Below are 15665 nucleotides of genomic sequence, written 5' to 3' on the forward strand. Positions count from 1 at the left end.
GCCGACGCGAAATGCCCCTGTAGATCGGGGCGGGTGAGCCTTCGCGGCGCAGACGTCAATGCCTCGCTGGTTTTCAGCAGCCTCGCCTTTTTTATCTATCTGTCTCTATTCTGATATTCAGTGCCGCCTTGTCTTCGGTTTTTGACCGTGCGACAATGTGATATATCAGTTTCAGGCGACGGATCTCCGCATGCAGACGTCACAAAGCCATCTTGCCTATCTCGCTCTGGAGCATCTGATCGTGACGCTGGCGTTGAAGCCCGGCGCGCTCGTCACCGAAAAGCAGTTGATCGATATGGCCGGCCACGGGCGTACGCCGGTGCGCGAGGCGATCCAGAAGCTCGCCTGGCAGGGGTTGATCCTGGTCAAGCCGCGCGTCGGGCTGCAGGTGGCCGAAATCGCACCGGACGATCACGGCAACGTCATGCAAGTGCGCCGTGAGTTGGAGCCGATCGCGGCAAGCCTGGTCGCCGAACATGCCAGCGACGATCAGCGCGCGCGACTCAACGACTGCGCCCGCGCGATGGAGGAATGCGCCGTCACCGGCGATCTCGCCGGCTTCTTCGCCGCCGACAAGGCTTTCGACGAAATCCTTGAGGATGCCTGCCCGAACGGCTTCATCACGGCAGCACTCGGCCCGGTGCAGACGCATTCACGTCGCCTCTGGTACTCCAAGGCAAGCCCGGAGCGCACGGATCGCGCCATCGCGCTGCACGTCGCCGTCATCCGCGCCATCCATCAAGGCAGGCCGGATGAGGCGCGCGCCGCCATGGCGGTGCTGATCGATTACCTCAGCCAGACATAGAAACGGCTCCGTTTCCGGAGCCGCCACAGGTCTGATTGTCACAAATGCTTTAGCCGACGAAAGCGCGCTCGATGACGAATTCGGCGGGCTTGCTGTTGGCGCCTTCATCGAGGCCGGCCTTTTCGAGCAGTTCCTTGGTATCCTTCAGCATCGCCGAGGAACCGCAGATCATGCCGCGGTCGATTTCCGGATCGAGCGGCGGCACGCCGAGATCGGTGAACAGCTTGCCGGAGGAGATCAGGTCGGTGATGCGGCCGCGATATTCGAAATCCTCGCGCGTGACTGTGGGATAGTGGCGCAGCTTGTCGCCGACGACTTCCTTCAGCAGCTCGTCATTCTGAATCTCGTGCACGAGGTCGAAGCCATATTTCAGCTCGGCGACATCACGTGTCGTATGGGTGAGGATGACTTCCTCGAACTTCTCATAGGTCTCGGGGTCGCGGATCAGGCTGGCGAAAGGCGCAATGCCCGTTCCCGTCGAGAACATGTAGAGACGACGGCCGGGCGTCAGCGCGTCGAGCACCAGCGTGCCCGTCGGCTTCTTGCGCATCAGCACCTGGTCGCCCGGCTTGATCGCCTGCAGATGTGAGGTGAGCGGACCGTCCGGCACCTTGATCGAGAAGAATTCAAGCTCTTCGGCCCAGGCGGGGCTGGCGATCGAATAGGCGCGGAAGACCGGTTTGCCCTCGACCATCAGGCCGATCATCGCGAATTCGCCGGAACGGAAACGGAAGCCCTGCGGCCGGGTCATCGTGAAGCGGAAGAGCCGGTCCGTATAGTGCGTGACATCGAGCACCGTCTCGGCATAGACGCCGGCGGGGATGGACAAGGCGAAGTCTTCGGTCTTTGCAGGCGCGTTCATTTCGGTAGCGGATCCCGTTTCGTCGGATGAACAGTCGGATGCGAGCGAGATATTACAAATCGGGCCGGAATTAAAGGCATTCCATTCCACGCGACGCTTCTAAAGGGAAATATGCATGTCATCGTCAGGATTCAATGGCTGGCGGGGAATGTCGTATTTCCCGCTGGCGAAGCCCGGCAAAGGATGCATATTAGAGCAGCACGCCGGAAACGGATGCCGGTTTTCGGCAAAAATGGTGCGACAACAAAGACCTACGGCGTCGAACCCGATTCAGCAACAGGGTTCGGCGATGGTGGCGAAAAAAAGATGCTTGCCGGGGCGAGCGCGATAGGGCGGTCGGGGGAATATGAAGATTTTCAACTACAAGCGTGTTCCTTACGCGGAGATGCGCGCCTTTTCCGTCCATATCCTGACGGCATCCGGCTCCTTCCTTGCCTTTCTCGGCGTCGTTGCCGCCGCCGAACACCGCTTCATCGACATGTTCTGGTGGCTGGGCCTCGCCCTTCTGGTTGACGGCATAGACGGGCCGATCGCCCGCAAGGTGCGCGTCAAGGAAGTGCTGCCGAACTGGTCGGGCGATACGCTCGACAATATCATCGATTACGTCACCTATGTGCTTCTGCCGGCCTTCGCGCTCTATCAGAGTGGCATGATCGGCGAGCCCTGGTCCTTCGTCGCCGCCGGCATGATCGTCGTCTCCAGCGCCATCTACTATGCCGATATGGGCATGAAGACGGACGAGTATTTCTTCTCCGGCTTCCCTGTCGTCTGGAACATGATCGTCTTCACGCTGTTCGTCATCGATGCGAGCGCCACGACGGCGCTCACTGTTGTCATCGTCTCGGTGGTGCTGACCTTCCTGCCGATCAATTTCCTCCACCCGGTCCGGGTCAAAAGGCTGCGCCCGCTCAACCTCGGCGTCTTTTTCCTGTGGTCGGCGCTGGGGATTTTTTCGCTGCTGATGCATTTCGACACGCCCGAATGGGCGCTCATTCTCTTTATCGTGACCGGAATCTATCTTTACGTCATCGGCGCGGTGTTGCAATTCTTCCCCGCTCTTGGACGCGAAGCTTAGGATAGGCAGATGACCAAAACGCAGGCGGTTTCATTTTCGAGGACGGGCGGGCCGGAGGTTTTCGACTATGTCGAGATCGATCTTCCGCCACCCTCGGCGGGCGAAGTGCAGATCAGGCAGGCGGCGGTCGGGCTCAATTTCATCGACGTCTATTTCCGCAACGGCACCTACAAGACCCCGCATTTGCCCTTCGTCACCGGCAAGGAGGGCGCCGGCACCGTGACATCGGTTGGCCCCGGCGTCGAGGATTTCAAGGTCGGCGACCGCGTCGCCTATGCCGGCGCCGACGGCGCCTATAGCGCCGAACGCAATATCGAGACGCGGCATCTGGTGCTTGTGCCTGACGGCATAGAACTCGAAACGGCAGCGGCGATGATGCTGAAGGGCATGACCGCCGAATATCTCTTGAACCGCACCTTCAAGGTCGGCCCGCAGACGGTCCTGTTGTTCCACGCCGCTGCCGGCGGCGTCGGCCTGATCGCCGGCCAATGGGCAAAGGCGCTCGGCGCCACCGTCATCGGCACGGCGGGATCCGAAGACAAGATCGGGCTGGCGCTCGCCCATGGCTACGACCATGTGATCAACTACAAGAGCGAAGATTTCGTCGGCCGTGTCCGCGAAATCACCGGCGGCAAGGGCGTCGATGTCGTCTATGATTCGATCGGCCGCGATACTTTTCCACAGTCGCTCGATTGCCTGAAGCCGCGCGGCCTTTTTGCCTCCTTCGGTCAATCCTCCGGGCCGATCGAGAATTTCACCCTTGCGGCACTGGCGCAGAGGGGCTCGCTCTTTGCGACGCGGCCGACGCTCTTCACCTACATCGCCGCGCGCCAGGAACTGATCGACAGTGCGAAAGCGCTATTTGATATTGTGCAAAGCAACAAAGTGCGTATCAATATCAATCAAACCTATCCGTTACGTGAGGTTGGGCAGGCTCACGCGGATCTGGAAACAAGAAAAACAACAGGAACGACGCTGCTAATTCCATGAGATCCGAACGGACCGGTTGGCAGAAGAAATGAGGGGAACGTGTCGCCATTGAATGTGCCGGATTCCGGTGCGTTATTATCGGTTCAGAAGCTGACGAAGTTCTTCGGAAGCTTTGCAGCCTGCAATGAAATCGATCTCGATATAGCGCCGGGCGAAATTCATGCGCTTCTCGGCGAAAACGGTGCAGGCAAATCCACCCTGGTGAAGATGCTGTTCGGCGTTCTCGAGCCGACGGGCGGGCATATCTTCTGGCAGGGCCAGCCGGTTGCGATCGCCTCGCCGGGGGAGGCCCGCAAGCTCGGCATCGGCATGGTCTTCCAGCATTTCTCGCTGTTCGAGGCGCTGACGGTTGCCGAAAACATCGCCCTGTCGCTCGATGACGCTATCCCGATCGACAAAATCGCCGAGGAGGCGAGGGCGCTGTCGGTCGCCTACGGCCTGCCGCTCGATCCGCATGCCCATGTCGCCGATCTCTCGGTCGGCGAACGCCAGCGCATCGAGATCGTCCGCGCACTGCTGCAGAACCCGAAACTCATTATCCTCGACGAGCCGACCTCGGTGCTGACGCCGCAGGAGGCCGACAAGCTGTTCGAGACGCTGTTCAAGCTGCGCGCCGAGGGGCGTTCGGTTCTTTATATCAGCCACCGCCTGGAGGAGGTGCAGCGCATCTGCGATCGCGCCACCGTGCTGCGCCATGGCCGTGTGACCGGCGCCTGCGATCCCAAGCATGAAACGCCGGCCTCGCTCGCCCGCATGATGGTCGGCAGCGAGGTGGCGACCGTGACGCATCCGGAGCGCAGCGACAAGGGCGAGGTGCAGCTTGCCGTTGCCAACCTTTCCGTCGCAGCCCGCACGCCCTTCGCTATGCCGCTGCGCGATGTGTCGATGGCGGTGCGCTCGGGCGAGATCCTCGCCATCGCCGGTGTCGCGGGCAATGGGCAGAGTGAACTCTTCGACACTCTGTCCGGCGAATATCCGGTTGCTTCGGCCGAGGCGATCGTCATCCGCAAAAAGCACGTGGGCAATCAGGGCATTACCGCTCGCCGTCTTCTCGGCGCGGGCTTCGTGCCGGAGGAGCGCCACGGCCACGCCGCCGTCTCCGCCATGAAATTGTCCGACAATCTCGTCCTTGCCCGCAGCCAGTCGGACCGCAAGGCGTTCCTGGGCCTGCTCGGCATCATCCGCCATGCGGCAGTGAAATCTGCCGCAAGGCGCATTTCCGAGGCGATGGATGTCCGCAAGAGCGGCGATGATCCGGCCGCCGGCTCCTTATCGGGCGGCAACCTGCAGAAGTTCATCGTCGGCCGCGAGCTTGACCGCCAGCCGGCAGTACTCGTGGTCAACCAGCCGACCTGGGGCGTTGATGCCGGGGCTGCAAGCCGCATCCGCCAGGCGCTCGTGGATCTCGCAAGAAGCGGTTCGGCCGTCGTCGTCATCAGCCAGGATCTCGATGAGATCTTCGAAGTGGCGACCGATATTGCCGTCATCTGCGAAGGCCGTCTTTCCCGCCCGTTTCCGGCAGGCGAACTGACGCGGGAAAGGATCGGACTGCTGATGGGCGGACTGCACGAGAGCAGCTCCGCCCCGGAGGCGCCCCATGCGCATTGAACTTGAAAAACGGGCCGACGTCTCGAAGCTCTTTGCCTTCGCCTCGCCGCTGCTTGCCCTTGTCCTGACGCTGGTGTTCGGCGCCATCATGTTCGCCATGCTCGGCAAGGACCCGGTCGAGGCACTCGACGCCTTCTTCATCGAGCCGCTGCTCGAGGTCTGGTCGCTGCACGAGCTGGCGATCAAAGCCGCGCCCCTGATCCTGATCGCCGTCGGCCTGGCCGTCTGTTATCGCTCGAACAACTGGAATATCGGCGCCGAAGGCCAATTCACCATCGGCGCCATCACCGGCTCCTATCTGCCGATCGTCTTTTACGACTGGCATTCGCCGCTCGTGCTGCCGCTGATGCTGATCCTTGGTGCGCTCGGCGGTGCGCTTTTCGCCGCCATTCCGGCGCTGCTGAAGGCGCATTTCAATACCAACGAGATCCTGACGTCACTGATGCTGGTCTATATCGCCCAGCTCTTCCTTGACTGGCTGATCCGCGGCGCTTGGCGCGATCCGAAGGGCTTCAACTTTCCAGTCTCGCGCGATTTCGCACCGGAAGCGGTGCTGCCGGCGATCTGGGAAGAGTCGGGCCGGGCCCATTGGGCCTTCATCTTCGCCATTGTCGCCGCAATCGGCGTTTGGTTCATGCTGCGCTATACGCTGAAAGGCTTCGAAATCGTCGTGCTCGGCCAATCGGAGCGGGCAGGGCGCTTTGCCGGTTTCTCCTCCAAGAAGATGATCTGGTTCAGCTTTCTCTTTTCGGGCGCTCTTGCCGGGCTTGCCGGGATAGCCGAGGTCTCGGGCTCGATCGGCCATTTGCAGCCGGCGATCTCGCCGGGCTACGGCTTCACCGCCATCATCGTTGCCTTCCTCGGCCGCCTCAATCCGCTCGGCATCATCGCATCAGGCCTGGTGCTGGCGTTGACCTATCTCGGCGGCGAGGCAGCACAGCTTTCGCTCGGCGTTTCCGACAAGGTCACCCGCGTCTTCCAGGGGCTGCTGCTCTTCTTCGTGCTCTCCTGTGATACGCTGATCTATTACAAAATCCGTATTGTCTGGTCGCGGCTAAGGGGCAGGGCGGCATGAGCATCTTCGAAGCCATTCTGCTGACAGTCATCACCGCCTCCACACCGCTCGTCATCGCAGCACTCGGTGAACTGGTGACCGAGCGCTCCGGCGTTCTCAATCTCGGTGTCGAAGGCATGATGATCATGGGTGCGGTCGGCGCCTTTGCTGCGGCACAGCTCACCGGTTCGGCCTATATCGGCATTGTCGGGGGCATCGTCAGCGGTGCGCTGTTTTCCTGGCTCTTCGCCTTCCTGACGTTGACGCTCGTCGCCAATCAGGTGGCAACAGGCCTTGCGCTGACGATCCTCGGTCTCGGCGCTTCCGGCATGCTCGGCGAAGCCTTCGTCGGCGCCCCCGGCATCCGGCTGCTGCCGATCGAAATCCCGGTACTTTCAGCCATTCCCTATATCGGGACGGTCCTCTTCAAGCAGGATCTGATCTTCTACCTGTCGATCCTGCTCGTCATCGCCGTCAACTGGTTCCTGTTCAGGAGCCGCACCGGCCTGAAGATCCGCGCCATCGGCGATAATCACGCCTCCGCACATGCGCTCGGCATCAATGTCATCCGCATGCGCTACCTCGCCGTGATGTTCGGCGGCGCCTGCTCGGGCCTTGCCGGCGCGCAGCTATCGCTGATCTATACGCCGCAATGGACCGAGAACATGTCGGGCGGGCGCGGCTGGATCGCACTCGCGCTTGTGGTCTTCGCCTCCTGGCGGCCGTGGCGTCTGCTGGCTGGTGGTTATCTCTTCGGCGCGGTGACGATCCTTCAGTTGCATGCGCAAGCCTTCGGTATCGGCATTCCCTCGCAGTTCCTATCGATGCTGCCCTACGCGGCGACGGTTGTGGTCCTCATCATCATCTCGCATAATCGACGCACGACGTTGATCAATACGCCGGCATCGCTCGGCAAGGCCTTTGTGCCCGACCGGTGAGCAACAACAAAAAGACGGGTTTCGAAACTTCCAACCAACAGGGATCAAAATGAAAAAACTAGCACTTGCTCTCGCAGCAACCGCTGCCCTCGTCCTGAGCATCGGCTCGGCCGCCGAGGCCGCCGACAAGACCAAGGTCTGCTTCGTCTATGTCGGCACCCGCACCGACGGCGGCTGGACGCAGGCCCATGAGAACGGCCGCCTCCAGGTCGAGAAGGAATTCGGTGACAAGATCGAGACGCCCTACCTCGAAAGCGTCCCGGAAGGCCCGGATGCTGAACGCGCCATTGAGCGCATGGCCCGCTCCGGCTGCTCGCTGATCTTCACCACGTCTTTCGGCTACATGGACGCCACCGTTGCCGTCGCCAAGAAGTTCCCGAAGGTGAAGTTCGAGCATGCGACCGGCTTCAAGGCCGCCGACAACGTCGCGACTTACAATTCGCGCTTCTATGAAGGTCGCTATATCAGCGGCATCATCGCCGGCAAGCTCTCGAAAACCGGTACGGCAGGCTATATCGCCACCTTCCCGATCCCTGAGGTGGTGATGGGCATCAATGCCTTCGAAGCCGGTGCCAAGTCGGTCAACCCGAACTTCAAGATGAAGGTCATCTGGGTCAATACCTGGTTCGATCCGGGCAAGGAAGCTGACGCCGCCAAGGCGCTGATCGACCAGGGCGTCGATATCCTCGCCCAGCACACCGACACCACGGCTCCGATGCAGGTCGCCGAACAACGCGGCGTCAAGGCATTCGGCCAAGCTTCGGACATGATCAAGGCCGGCCCGAACGTCCAGTTGACTGCGATCATCGACACCTGGGGCAATTACTACTCCAAGCGCGTCAAGGCGCTTCTCGACGGCACCTGGAAGTCCGAGCAGAGCTGGGACGGCCTGAAGGACGGCATCTTGACGATGGCGCCTTATACCAACATGCCCGACGATGTGAAGAAACTCGCCTCGGAAACCGAAGCCAAGATCAAATCAGGCGAGCTGCATCCCTTTACCGGCCCGATCAACAAGCAGGACGGCACGCCCTGGCTGAAGGCCGGCGAGAAGGCCGATGACGGCACTTTGCTCGGCATGAACTTCTACATCGAAGGCGTCGACGACAAGCTGCCGGGCAAATAATCCCGCAAGCTGTCTCGCAGATGCGAAGAGCGCCCCTGTGGGCGCTCTTTTTTTTGCTGCAATGCATCCCAAGATTCCGATTTACAAAAGTAATACTATATGATTTTTTGACCCTGCGCCGCGAGATGCGGCATTGGGAGGAAATCATGAAATTGAAGACTGCACTTTTGAGTGCCACGATTCTGGCTGCCTGCATGTTCGGTTCTGCTTCGGCCGCCGGCCTCACTGTCGGCTTCTCGCAGATCGGCTCGGAATCGGGCTGGCGTGCGGCTGAAACGACTGTGACCAAGGAGCAGGCCAAGAAGCGCGGCATCGATCTGAAGTTTGCCGATGCGCAGCAGAAGCAGGAAAACCAGATCAAGGCTTTGCGCTCCTTCATTGCTCAGGGCGTCGATGCCATTCTCATTGCTCCGGTCGTCGAAACCGGCTGGGACGACGTTCTCAAGGAAGCCAAGGAAGCCAAGATTCCGGTCATCCTTCTCGACCGTACCATCAAGGCTCCCGACGATCTCTACCTGACGGCGGTGACGTCAGACCTGGTCCATGAAGGCAAAGTCGCAGGCGACTTCTTGGTCAAGACCGTCGGCGACAAGAAGTGCAATGTCGTCGAACTTCAGGGCACCACCGGCTCGTCGCCGGCCATCGCCCGCAAGAAGGGCTTCGAAGAGGCGCTTGCCGGCCACGACAACCTCAAGATCGTTCGCAGCCAGACCGGTGACTTCACCCGCACCAAGGGCAAGGAAGTCATGGAAAGCTTCCTGAAGGCCGAGAATGGCGGCAAGGATATCTGCGCTCTCTACGCCCATAACGACGACATGGCCGTCGGCGCCATCCAGGCGATCAAGGAAGCCGGCCTGAAGCCCGGCAAGGATATCCTCGTCGTCTCCATCGACGCCGTGCCCGATATCTTCAAGGCGATGTCCGTAGGCGAGGCCAATGCCACGGTCGAGCTGACACCGAATATGGCAGGTCCGGCCTTCGATGCGCTCGAAGCCTATCTGAAGGACAAGAAGGCTCCGGCCAAGTGGATCCAGACTGAGTCGAAGCTCTACACGCCTGCCGACGAACCGATGAAGGTCTACGAAGAGAAGAAGGGTCAGGGCTACTGATCTGATGTGACACCGCTGCATAATTCCTTAAATCGGAACTCGATTTCGGGATAAAATCATGCAGCAATTCAAAGCGCTACGGCGTCCTTATGCGTCTCGAAAGACACAGGCGGCGCTGTAGAACCGCACCGGCCCGTCATGGACCGGTGCGGAACTGCCTTTGCCGCCTTGGGACGTCATGTCCGGCCGCGGCGCGGCTTTTGCCGTCAATATCAGGAAAACAGACCCTTATGATTCACGATTTCGAGAACGTTCTCGCGGCCTCCGGAATATCGAAATTCTTTCCCGGCGCAGTGGCGCTGGATAAGGTCGATTTCACGCTCCGCAGAGGCGAGGTGCACGCATTGCTGGGCGAAAACGGTGCCGGCAAGTCGACGCTGATCAAGTGCATCACCGGCGCCTATCATCGCGACGAGGGCAGCCTGACGCTGGACGGCCAGGAAATCAATCCGGCCAATACGCTCGCCGCCCAGAAGCTCGGTATCGGCACGGTCTATCAGGAGGTCAATCTCCTTTCCAATCTGAGCGTCGCTGAAAACCTCTTTCTCGGACGCCAGCCAAGGCGGTTCGGCATGACCGACGTGCGTTCGATGAACCGCAAGGCACGCGATCTGCTCGCCGGCTATGGCGTCGATATCGACGTCACCGCCGAACTTGGCCGTTTCTCCGTCGCCGTCCAGCAGGTGGTTGCCATCGCCCGTGCCGTTGATCTTTCAGGCAAGGTGCTGATCCTCGATGAGCCCACTGCAAGTCTCGACAATCAGGAGGTGGCGCTGCTCTTCCGCATCATCGAAGACCTCAAGAAGCGCGGCCTGGGCATCGTCTTCATCACCCATTTTCTCGAGCAGGTCTATGCGATCAGCGACCGCATTACCGTGCTGCGCAACGGCAAGCTCGTCGGCACCCGCGAGGTCGCCGATCTGCCGCGCCAGGGCCTGATCGCCATGATGCTCGGTCGCGAACTGGCGCATGTCGAGGAGACGGTCAAGCAACACAGCCTCGCGGCAGGCGAGGTCCGATATCGTTTCGCAGGCTACGGCAAACGCGGCAAGGTCAAACCATTCGACCTTGAGGTGCGCGCCGGAGAGGTGGTCGGTGTTGCCGGCTTGCTCGGCTCCGGCCGCACCGAAACCGCCGAACTGCTTTTCGGCATCGAGCATGCCGACAGCGGCAGCGCCACGATCGACGGCCAGCCGGTCACGCTTTCGAGTCCGCGCGCCGCGATCGCAAAGGGTTTCGGCTTCTGCCCCGAGGACCGCAAAACCGATGGCATCATCGGCGACCTGTCGATCAGGGAGAACATCGCACTTGCGCTGCAGGCTCGCCGCGGCTGGACGCGGCCGCTCTCGCGCGCCGAACAGAATACGCTTGCCGACCGCTACATCAAGGCGCTCGATATCCGCACCACCGATCGCGAGAAGCCTATCCGGCTGCTCTCCGGCGGCAATCAGCAGAAGGCGATCCTCGCCCGCTGGCTGGCGACCAATCCCAAGTTTCTGATCCTCGACGAGCCGACCCGCGGCATCGATGTCGGCGCCCATGCCGAGATCATCCGGCTCATCGAAGAGCTCTGTGCCGGCGGCATGTCGCTGATCGTGATTTCCTCGGAACTTGAAGAGCTTGTCGCCTATAGTGCACGTGTCATCGTACTTCGCGACAGACAGCATATCGCTGAACTGACAGGCGAGCGTATCACCGCTGCCGGCATCGTCGAAGCCATTGCCGCCGCCGAACACAAGATGGAGGATGCATGAGGTCCTCCGTGAAAGCGCTGGCATATCGCCTGGCGCCGCAATTGATTGCGCTCGTTGTCATTCTTTTGTTGAATTTCATCACGTCACCGCAGTTTTTTAATGTCGTTGTTCAGAATGGCCGGCTCTATGGCAGCCTGATCGATGTGCTGAACCGCGGCGCGCCGGTGGCGCTGCTGGCGATCGGCATGACGCTGGTCATTGCCACCAAGGGCATCGACCTGTCCGTCGGTGCGGTCATCGCGATCTGCGGCGCCGTCGCCGCATCGTCGATTGTTTCAGGAAATTCAGTTGCCTACACCATTATCCTGACACTTGCGATTGGGCTTGCCTGCGGCGTCTGGAACGGGTTCCTGGTGGCAGTCCTCAATATCCAGCCGATCATCGCCACGCTGGTGCTAATGGTGGCCGGCCGCGGCATCGCCCAGCTGATCACCGAAGGCGCCATCCTGACCTTCAACGATGACGGGCTGACCTTCTTCGGCAGCGGTTCGCTGCTGCTTCTACCGATGCCTGTCGTCATCTGGCTTCTCGTCGGCCTGCTCGTCATCCTGCTTGTCCGCCGCACGGCGCTCGGCATGCTGATCGAGGCCGTTGGCATCAATCGCCGCGCCAGCACGCTCTCCGGCATTCAAACGCCGGTGCTGCTGATGGCGGTCTATATGCTGAGCGGGATCTGTGCCTCGATTGCGGGCATCATCGTCGCAGCCGACATCAAGGGCGCGGATGCCAACAATGCCGGCCTATGGCTGGAACTCGACGCGATCCTGGCCGTCGTCGTCGGCGGCAATTCGCTGCTCGGCGGTCGCTTCAGCATTCTCGGATCGCTGATCGGCGCGATGATCATCCAGGCGGTGAATACCGGCATCCTGTCCGCCGGCTTCCCGCCTGAATTCAACCTGATCATCAAGGCCGTCATCATTATCGTCATCCTCGTCATCCAGTCGCCTGCGGTGCAATCGCTCGCCATCTTCGCCAGCCGCCGGCAGGGCGGAAGGGAGCAGCCGAAATGAACTCCAAATACCTGCCGCTGCTTGCGACCATCGTCATCTTCGTGCTCGCCTATGCTGGATGCGCGCTGCAATATCCGAACATTCTGTCGACGCGCGTCATCGGCAATCTTTTGACCGACAACGCCTTTCTCGGCATCGCCGCCGTCGGCATGACCTTCGTCATCATTTCGGGCGGCATCGATCTGTCGATCGGCTCGGTCATTGCCTTTACCGGCGTGTTGCTCGCGGTGATCCTGCAGAAAACCGCGATCCATCCGCTGCTCGCCTTTGCGATCGTGCTCGTCATCACGACTGCCTTTGGCGGTATCATGGGCGCGATCATCCACTATCTGGAAATGCCGGCCTTCATCGTCACGCTTGCCGGCATGTTCCTGGCACGCGGCATGGCCTTCGTGCTCTCGATCGACAGCATTCCGATCGATCACGAATATTATTCGACGCTGACGAGCCTCTATTACCGTCTCCCCGGCGGCGGGCGGCTGACGCTGATCGGCGGCATCATGCTTCTGGTCTTTGCGGTCGGCATCTTCATCGCCCAGCGCACCCGCTTCGGCACCAACGTCTATGCACTCGGCGGCGGCACGCAGACGGCGCGGCTGATGGGCGTGCCGGTCGGACGCACGACAATCCAGATCTATGCGCTGTCGGGCTTTCTTGCAGGCCTATCCGGGATCGTTTTTTCGCTGTACACCTCTGCCGGATATTCTCTTGCAGCAGTCGGCGTCGAACTCGATGCCATCGCGGCGGTGGTCATTGGAGGGACGCTGCTGACCGGAGGAGCGGGATTCGTGGCGGGAACCTTGATCGGTATCCTGATCCAGGGGCTCATTCAGACCTACATCACCTTCGACGGTACGCTGTCGAGCTGGTGGACCAAGATCCTGATTGGCCTTCTGCTATTTGCATTCATCCTGATGCAGAAAGCCATCCTGTTCGTTTCCAGTCTGAACAAGAGGTACGCCTGAGGGGGAGACGGATCGCTTGCGCTACAAATTGGACGAGACACGCAAGACGGGGCGCAGAACCCGGACGAGCCACGCCCAGGTCGTCGACGAACTTGGCAAGGCGATCGTCGCCGGCACCTATCCCGTTGGCTCGATCCTGCCTGGCGATACGGAACTGGCGCAGCGTTTCAAAGTGTCCCGCACCGTCTTGCGTGAGACGATGAAGACGCTTGCCGCCAAGGGCATGGTCGTCGCCAAGGCGCGGGTCGGCACGCGTGTGACCGAGAAGAACCTCTGGAACATGTTCGACAGCGAGATCATCGCCTGGCACTTCGACAACGGCGTGACGGAGGAGTTTCTGCTGCAGCTCTACGATATTCGCCTCGCCTTCGAACCCTTCGCCGCCGGTCTCGTCGCCGAGCGGGCGAATGCCGAGGATATCGAGATGCTGCGCGGGCTGGCGCTCGAGATGGCCGCGGCCGGTCATACAGCCGACAGCCTCGCACTCGCCGACCTTCGTTTTCACCTGGCGATCGCCGAAGCCTCGCACAATCCCTTCATGCGGACGCTCGGCAGCCTCATCGAAGCGGCTCTCGTCGGCATGTTCCGCATAAGCACGCCGCCAACCGAAAACGGCTTCGCCAATATCGCCGACACCCATATGCGCATCGTCGATGCGATCGTTTCCGGCGATAACGCCGCCGCGCGCCGCGCGATGGAGGACGTCATCCTGGATGGCCGCGTTCATGTGCACGAGGCCTTCGTGGCCCGCGGTTCCGACGCCGTCACAGGGCCGATTTCGGCCGCAATTTCACCTTTGTGAAGGCTTTGCTTATCGATAGCGCCGCGCGTCTTTTCGAGAGCCGCAAAGGACGCTGCAGCACTTTGAATGGCTGCATAATTTATCCTTAAATCGATTCCGATTTAGGGAATTTTGCAGTATGAGGCGATAAAGCCGCCTCATGGCGCGGATTCGCGGAGCAAATCATGGAACGCACTTGTCTTGCCGTCATCCTTGCCGCCGGTGACAGCACGCGGATGAAATCCTCGAAATCGAAGGTGCTGCATCCGGTCGCCGGACGGCCAATGATCGCCCATGTGGTCGAGGCGGTCGCCTCCGCCGGCATCTCGTCCGTCGCCCTTGTCGTCGGCCGCGACGCCGAGGACGTGGCGAAGGCGGCAAGCATCGACGGCGTCGGCATCGAATCCTATCTGCAGAAGGAACGCCTCGGCACCGGCCACGCGGTGCTGGCGGCGCGCGAAGCGATCGCCAAGGGTTACGACGATATCCTCGTCACCTATGGCGACGTGCCGCTCCAGACCGACGGGCCGCTCAAAGCCGCCCGCCAGGGCCTTGCCGATGGCAGCGATGTCGTCGTCATCGGCTTCCACACCGACCGCCCGACCGGCTACGGCCGCCTGCTCGTCAAGGACGGCGAACTCATCGCCATCCGCGAGGAGAAGGACGCGACCGATGCCGAGCGCACCGTCACCTGGTGCAACAGCGGGCTGATGGCGATCAACGGCAGAAAGGCGCTCGATCTTCTCGCGCGTATCGGCAATGCCAATGCCAAGGGTGAATTTTATCTGACCGATCTCGTCGAGATCGCTCGTTCGCTCGGCGGACGCGTCACCGCGGTCGATGCTCCCGAGATCGAGATGACCGGCTGCAACACCCGTGCCGAACTCGCCGTCATCGAGCGTTTCTGGCAGGAGCGCCGCCGCCACGAGATGATGCTGGCCGGCGTCACCATGATCGCGCCGGAAACGGTTTTTCTGTCCTACGATACCGTCATCGGCCAGGATGCGCTGATCGAGCCGAACGTCGTCTTCGGTCCCGGCGCGGTGATCGACAGCGGCGCCGTCATTCATGCTTTCTCGCATATCGAAGGCGCCCATGTCAGCCAAGGTGCGACCGTCGGCCCCTTCGCCCGGCTGCGGCCAGGTGCCGATCTCGCCAACGGCGCGAAGGTCGGCAATTTCTGCGAGGTCAAGAACGGCCGGCTGGGCGAGGGCGCCAAGGTCAACCACCTGACTTACATCGGCGATGCCGTCATCGGCGCCGGCAGCAATATTGGCGCCGGCACGATCACCTGCAACTATGACGGCGTCAACAAGAGCGAGACGGTGATCGGCGAAAACGCCTTCATCGGTTCCAACTCCTCGCTGGTCGCGCCGGTGACGATCGGCGACGGCGCCTATATCGGCTCCGGCAGTGTCATCACCGTCAATGTGCCGGCCGACGCGCTGGCCCTCGGCCGAGCCCGACAGGAGATCAAGCCCGGCCGCGCGACGCTGCTGCGCGAACGCGCGCTCGCCATCAAGGCGGCGAAGAAGGCGAAAGCCTGACCGGCCTTGCGTAACCGGCGGAAATTCAAAGTGACCGCCGA

At 61.1% G+C, this 15665-nt stretch carries 14 protein-coding genes; 13 read left to right on the forward strand and 1 reads right to left on the reverse strand.

The window, feature by feature from the left end; all coding sequences use genetic code 11:
• Positions 1 to 190: 190 nt before the first annotated feature.
• Positions 191 to 805 carry a GntR family transcriptional regulator gene (locus U5G49_RS09620; RefSeq protein WP_018241986.1) on the forward strand — a complete coding sequence of 205 codons (615 nt, stop codon included), beginning with the start codon at positions 191 to 193 and terminating at the stop codon, positions 803 to 805.
• A 49-nt stretch (positions 806 to 854) separates the two neighbouring features.
• Here U5G49_RS09620 and U5G49_RS09625 read toward each other — a convergent pair whose 3' ends face one another.
• Entirely contained in the window at positions 855 to 1667 is an 813-nt protein-coding gene (locus U5G49_RS09625) for a ferredoxin--NADP reductase (RefSeq protein ID WP_018241987.1), read from the reverse strand.
• Between the two features lie 346 nt (positions 1668 to 2013).
• On the opposite strand from U5G49_RS09625, the gene pcsA reads away from it, so the two are divergent.
• From pcsA to glmU, 12 genes are all read left to right on the forward strand, one after another.
• The gene (pcsA, locus tag U5G49_RS09630) at positions 2014 to 2742 is read left to right on the forward strand and encodes a phosphatidylcholine synthase (protein ID WP_018069600.1); all 729 of its coding nucleotides are present in this window, start codon (positions 2014 to 2016) and stop codon (positions 2740 to 2742) included.
• A gap of 9 nt (positions 2743 to 2751) precedes the next feature.
• Complete coding sequence (locus tag U5G49_RS09635; protein WP_130716382.1) at positions 2752 to 3732, forward strand: quinone oxidoreductase family protein; 981 nt, start codon at positions 2752 to 2754, stop codon at positions 3730 to 3732.
• 39 nt (positions 3733 to 3771) lie between these two features.
• A complete protein-coding gene (locus tag U5G49_RS09640) occupies positions 3772 to 5340 on the forward strand; it encodes an ABC transporter ATP-binding protein (protein WP_193442197.1) in 1569 nt (522 codons plus the stop codon).
• Complete coding sequence (locus U5G49_RS09645; protein WP_027684739.1) at positions 5330 to 6415, forward strand: ABC transporter permease; 1086 nt, start codon at positions 5330 to 5332, stop codon at positions 6413 to 6415. Before U5G49_RS09640 ends, U5G49_RS09645 begins: the two co-directional genes overlap by 11 nt.
• A complete protein-coding gene (locus U5G49_RS09650; RefSeq protein WP_018241991.1) occupies positions 6412 to 7332 on the forward strand; it encodes an ABC transporter permease in 921 nt (306 codons plus the stop codon). The genes U5G49_RS09645 and U5G49_RS09650 overlap by 4 nt, the downstream gene beginning before the upstream one ends.
• Before the next feature lie 49 nt (positions 7333 to 7381).
• Positions 7382 to 8458: a BMP family ABC transporter substrate-binding protein gene (locus tag U5G49_RS09655; protein ID WP_018241992.1), complete on the forward strand. Its 1077-nt coding sequence runs from the start codon at positions 7382 to 7384 to the stop codon at positions 8456 to 8458.
• Positions 8459 to 8604: 146 nt separating this feature from the next.
• Positions 8605 to 9567, forward strand: a complete 963-nt coding sequence (gene ytfQ, locus U5G49_RS09660) for a galactofuranose ABC transporter, galactofuranose-binding protein YtfQ (protein WP_193442199.1) — start codon at positions 8605 to 8607, stop codon at positions 9565 to 9567.
• A 230-nt stretch (positions 9568 to 9797) separates the two neighbouring features.
• Positions 9798 to 11321 (forward strand): galactofuranose ABC transporter, ATP-binding protein YtfR, encoded by a 1524-nt coding sequence (ytfR, locus tag U5G49_RS09665; protein WP_193442202.1) that lies wholly within the window; start codon positions 9798 to 9800, stop codon positions 11319 to 11321.
• On the forward strand, positions 11318 to 12331 hold the full coding sequence (locus U5G49_RS09670) for an ABC transporter permease (RefSeq protein WP_018241994.1): 1014 nt from the start codon (positions 11318 to 11320) through the stop codon (positions 12329 to 12331). The genes ytfR and U5G49_RS09670 overlap by 4 nt, the downstream gene beginning before the upstream one ends.
• Entirely contained in the window at positions 12328 to 13296 is a 969-nt protein-coding gene (gene yjfF / locus U5G49_RS09675; protein WP_018241995.1) for a galactofuranose ABC transporter, permease protein YjfF, read from the forward strand. Before U5G49_RS09670 ends, yjfF begins: the two co-directional genes overlap by 4 nt.
• 16 nt (positions 13297 to 13312) lie before the next feature.
• Positions 13313 to 14098 (forward strand): FadR/GntR family transcriptional regulator, encoded by a 786-nt coding sequence (locus U5G49_RS09680; protein WP_018241996.1) that lies wholly within the window; start codon positions 13313 to 13315, stop codon positions 14096 to 14098.
• 164 nt (positions 14099 to 14262) lie between these two features.
• The gene (gene glmU, locus U5G49_RS09685; protein WP_193442204.1) at positions 14263 to 15624 is read left to right on the forward strand and encodes a bifunctional UDP-N-acetylglucosamine diphosphorylase/glucosamine-1-phosphate N-acetyltransferase GlmU; all 1362 of its coding nucleotides are present in this window, start codon (positions 14263 to 14265) and stop codon (positions 15622 to 15624) included.
• Positions 15625 to 15665: the final 41 nt, after the last annotated feature.

The sequence above is a fragment of the Rhizobium indigoferae genome (genome assembly GCF_034554815.1).
Classification (GTDB): domain Bacteria; phylum Pseudomonadota; class Alphaproteobacteria; order Rhizobiales; family Rhizobiaceae; genus Rhizobium; species Rhizobium leguminosarum.

What these genes read in the sequence shown, in the direction of transcription:
- U5G49_RS09620 (WP_018241986.1), top strand. Translation starts at nt 191, where the DNA reads ATGCAGACGTCACAAAGCCATCTTGCCTATCTCGCTCTGGAGCATCTG.
- U5G49_RS09625 (WP_018241987.1), bottom strand. Translation starts at nt 1,667, where the DNA reads ATGAACGCGCCTGCAAAGACCGAAGACTTCGCCTTGTCCATCCCCGCC.
- pcsA (WP_018069600.1), top strand. Translation starts at nt 2,014, where the DNA reads ATGAAGATTTTCAACTACAAGCGTGTTCCTTACGCGGAGATGCGCGCC.
- U5G49_RS09635 (WP_130716382.1), top strand. Translation starts at nt 2,752, where the DNA reads ATGACCAAAACGCAGGCGGTTTCATTTTCGAGGACGGGCGGGCCGGAG.
- U5G49_RS09645 (WP_027684739.1), top strand. Translation starts at nt 5,330, where the DNA reads ATGCGCATTGAACTTGAAAAACGGGCCGACGTCTCGAAGCTCTTTGCC.
- U5G49_RS09650 (WP_018241991.1), top strand. Translation starts at nt 6,412, where the DNA reads ATGAGCATCTTCGAAGCCATTCTGCTGACAGTCATCACCGCCTCCACA.
- U5G49_RS09655 (WP_018241992.1), top strand. Translation starts at nt 7,382, where the DNA reads ATGAAAAAACTAGCACTTGCTCTCGCAGCAACCGCTGCCCTCGTCCTG.
- ytfQ (WP_193442199.1), top strand. Translation starts at nt 8,605, where the DNA reads ATGAAATTGAAGACTGCACTTTTGAGTGCCACGATTCTGGCTGCCTGC.
- ytfR (WP_193442202.1), top strand. Translation starts at nt 9,798, where the DNA reads ATGATTCACGATTTCGAGAACGTTCTCGCGGCCTCCGGAATATCGAAA.
- U5G49_RS09670 (WP_018241994.1), top strand. Translation starts at nt 11,318, where the DNA reads ATGAGGTCCTCCGTGAAAGCGCTGGCATATCGCCTGGCGCCGCAATTG.
- yjfF (WP_018241995.1), top strand. Translation starts at nt 12,328, where the DNA reads ATGAACTCCAAATACCTGCCGCTGCTTGCGACCATCGTCATCTTCGTG.
- glmU (WP_193442204.1), top strand. Translation starts at nt 14,263, where the DNA reads ATGGAACGCACTTGTCTTGCCGTCATCCTTGCCGCCGGTGACAGCACG.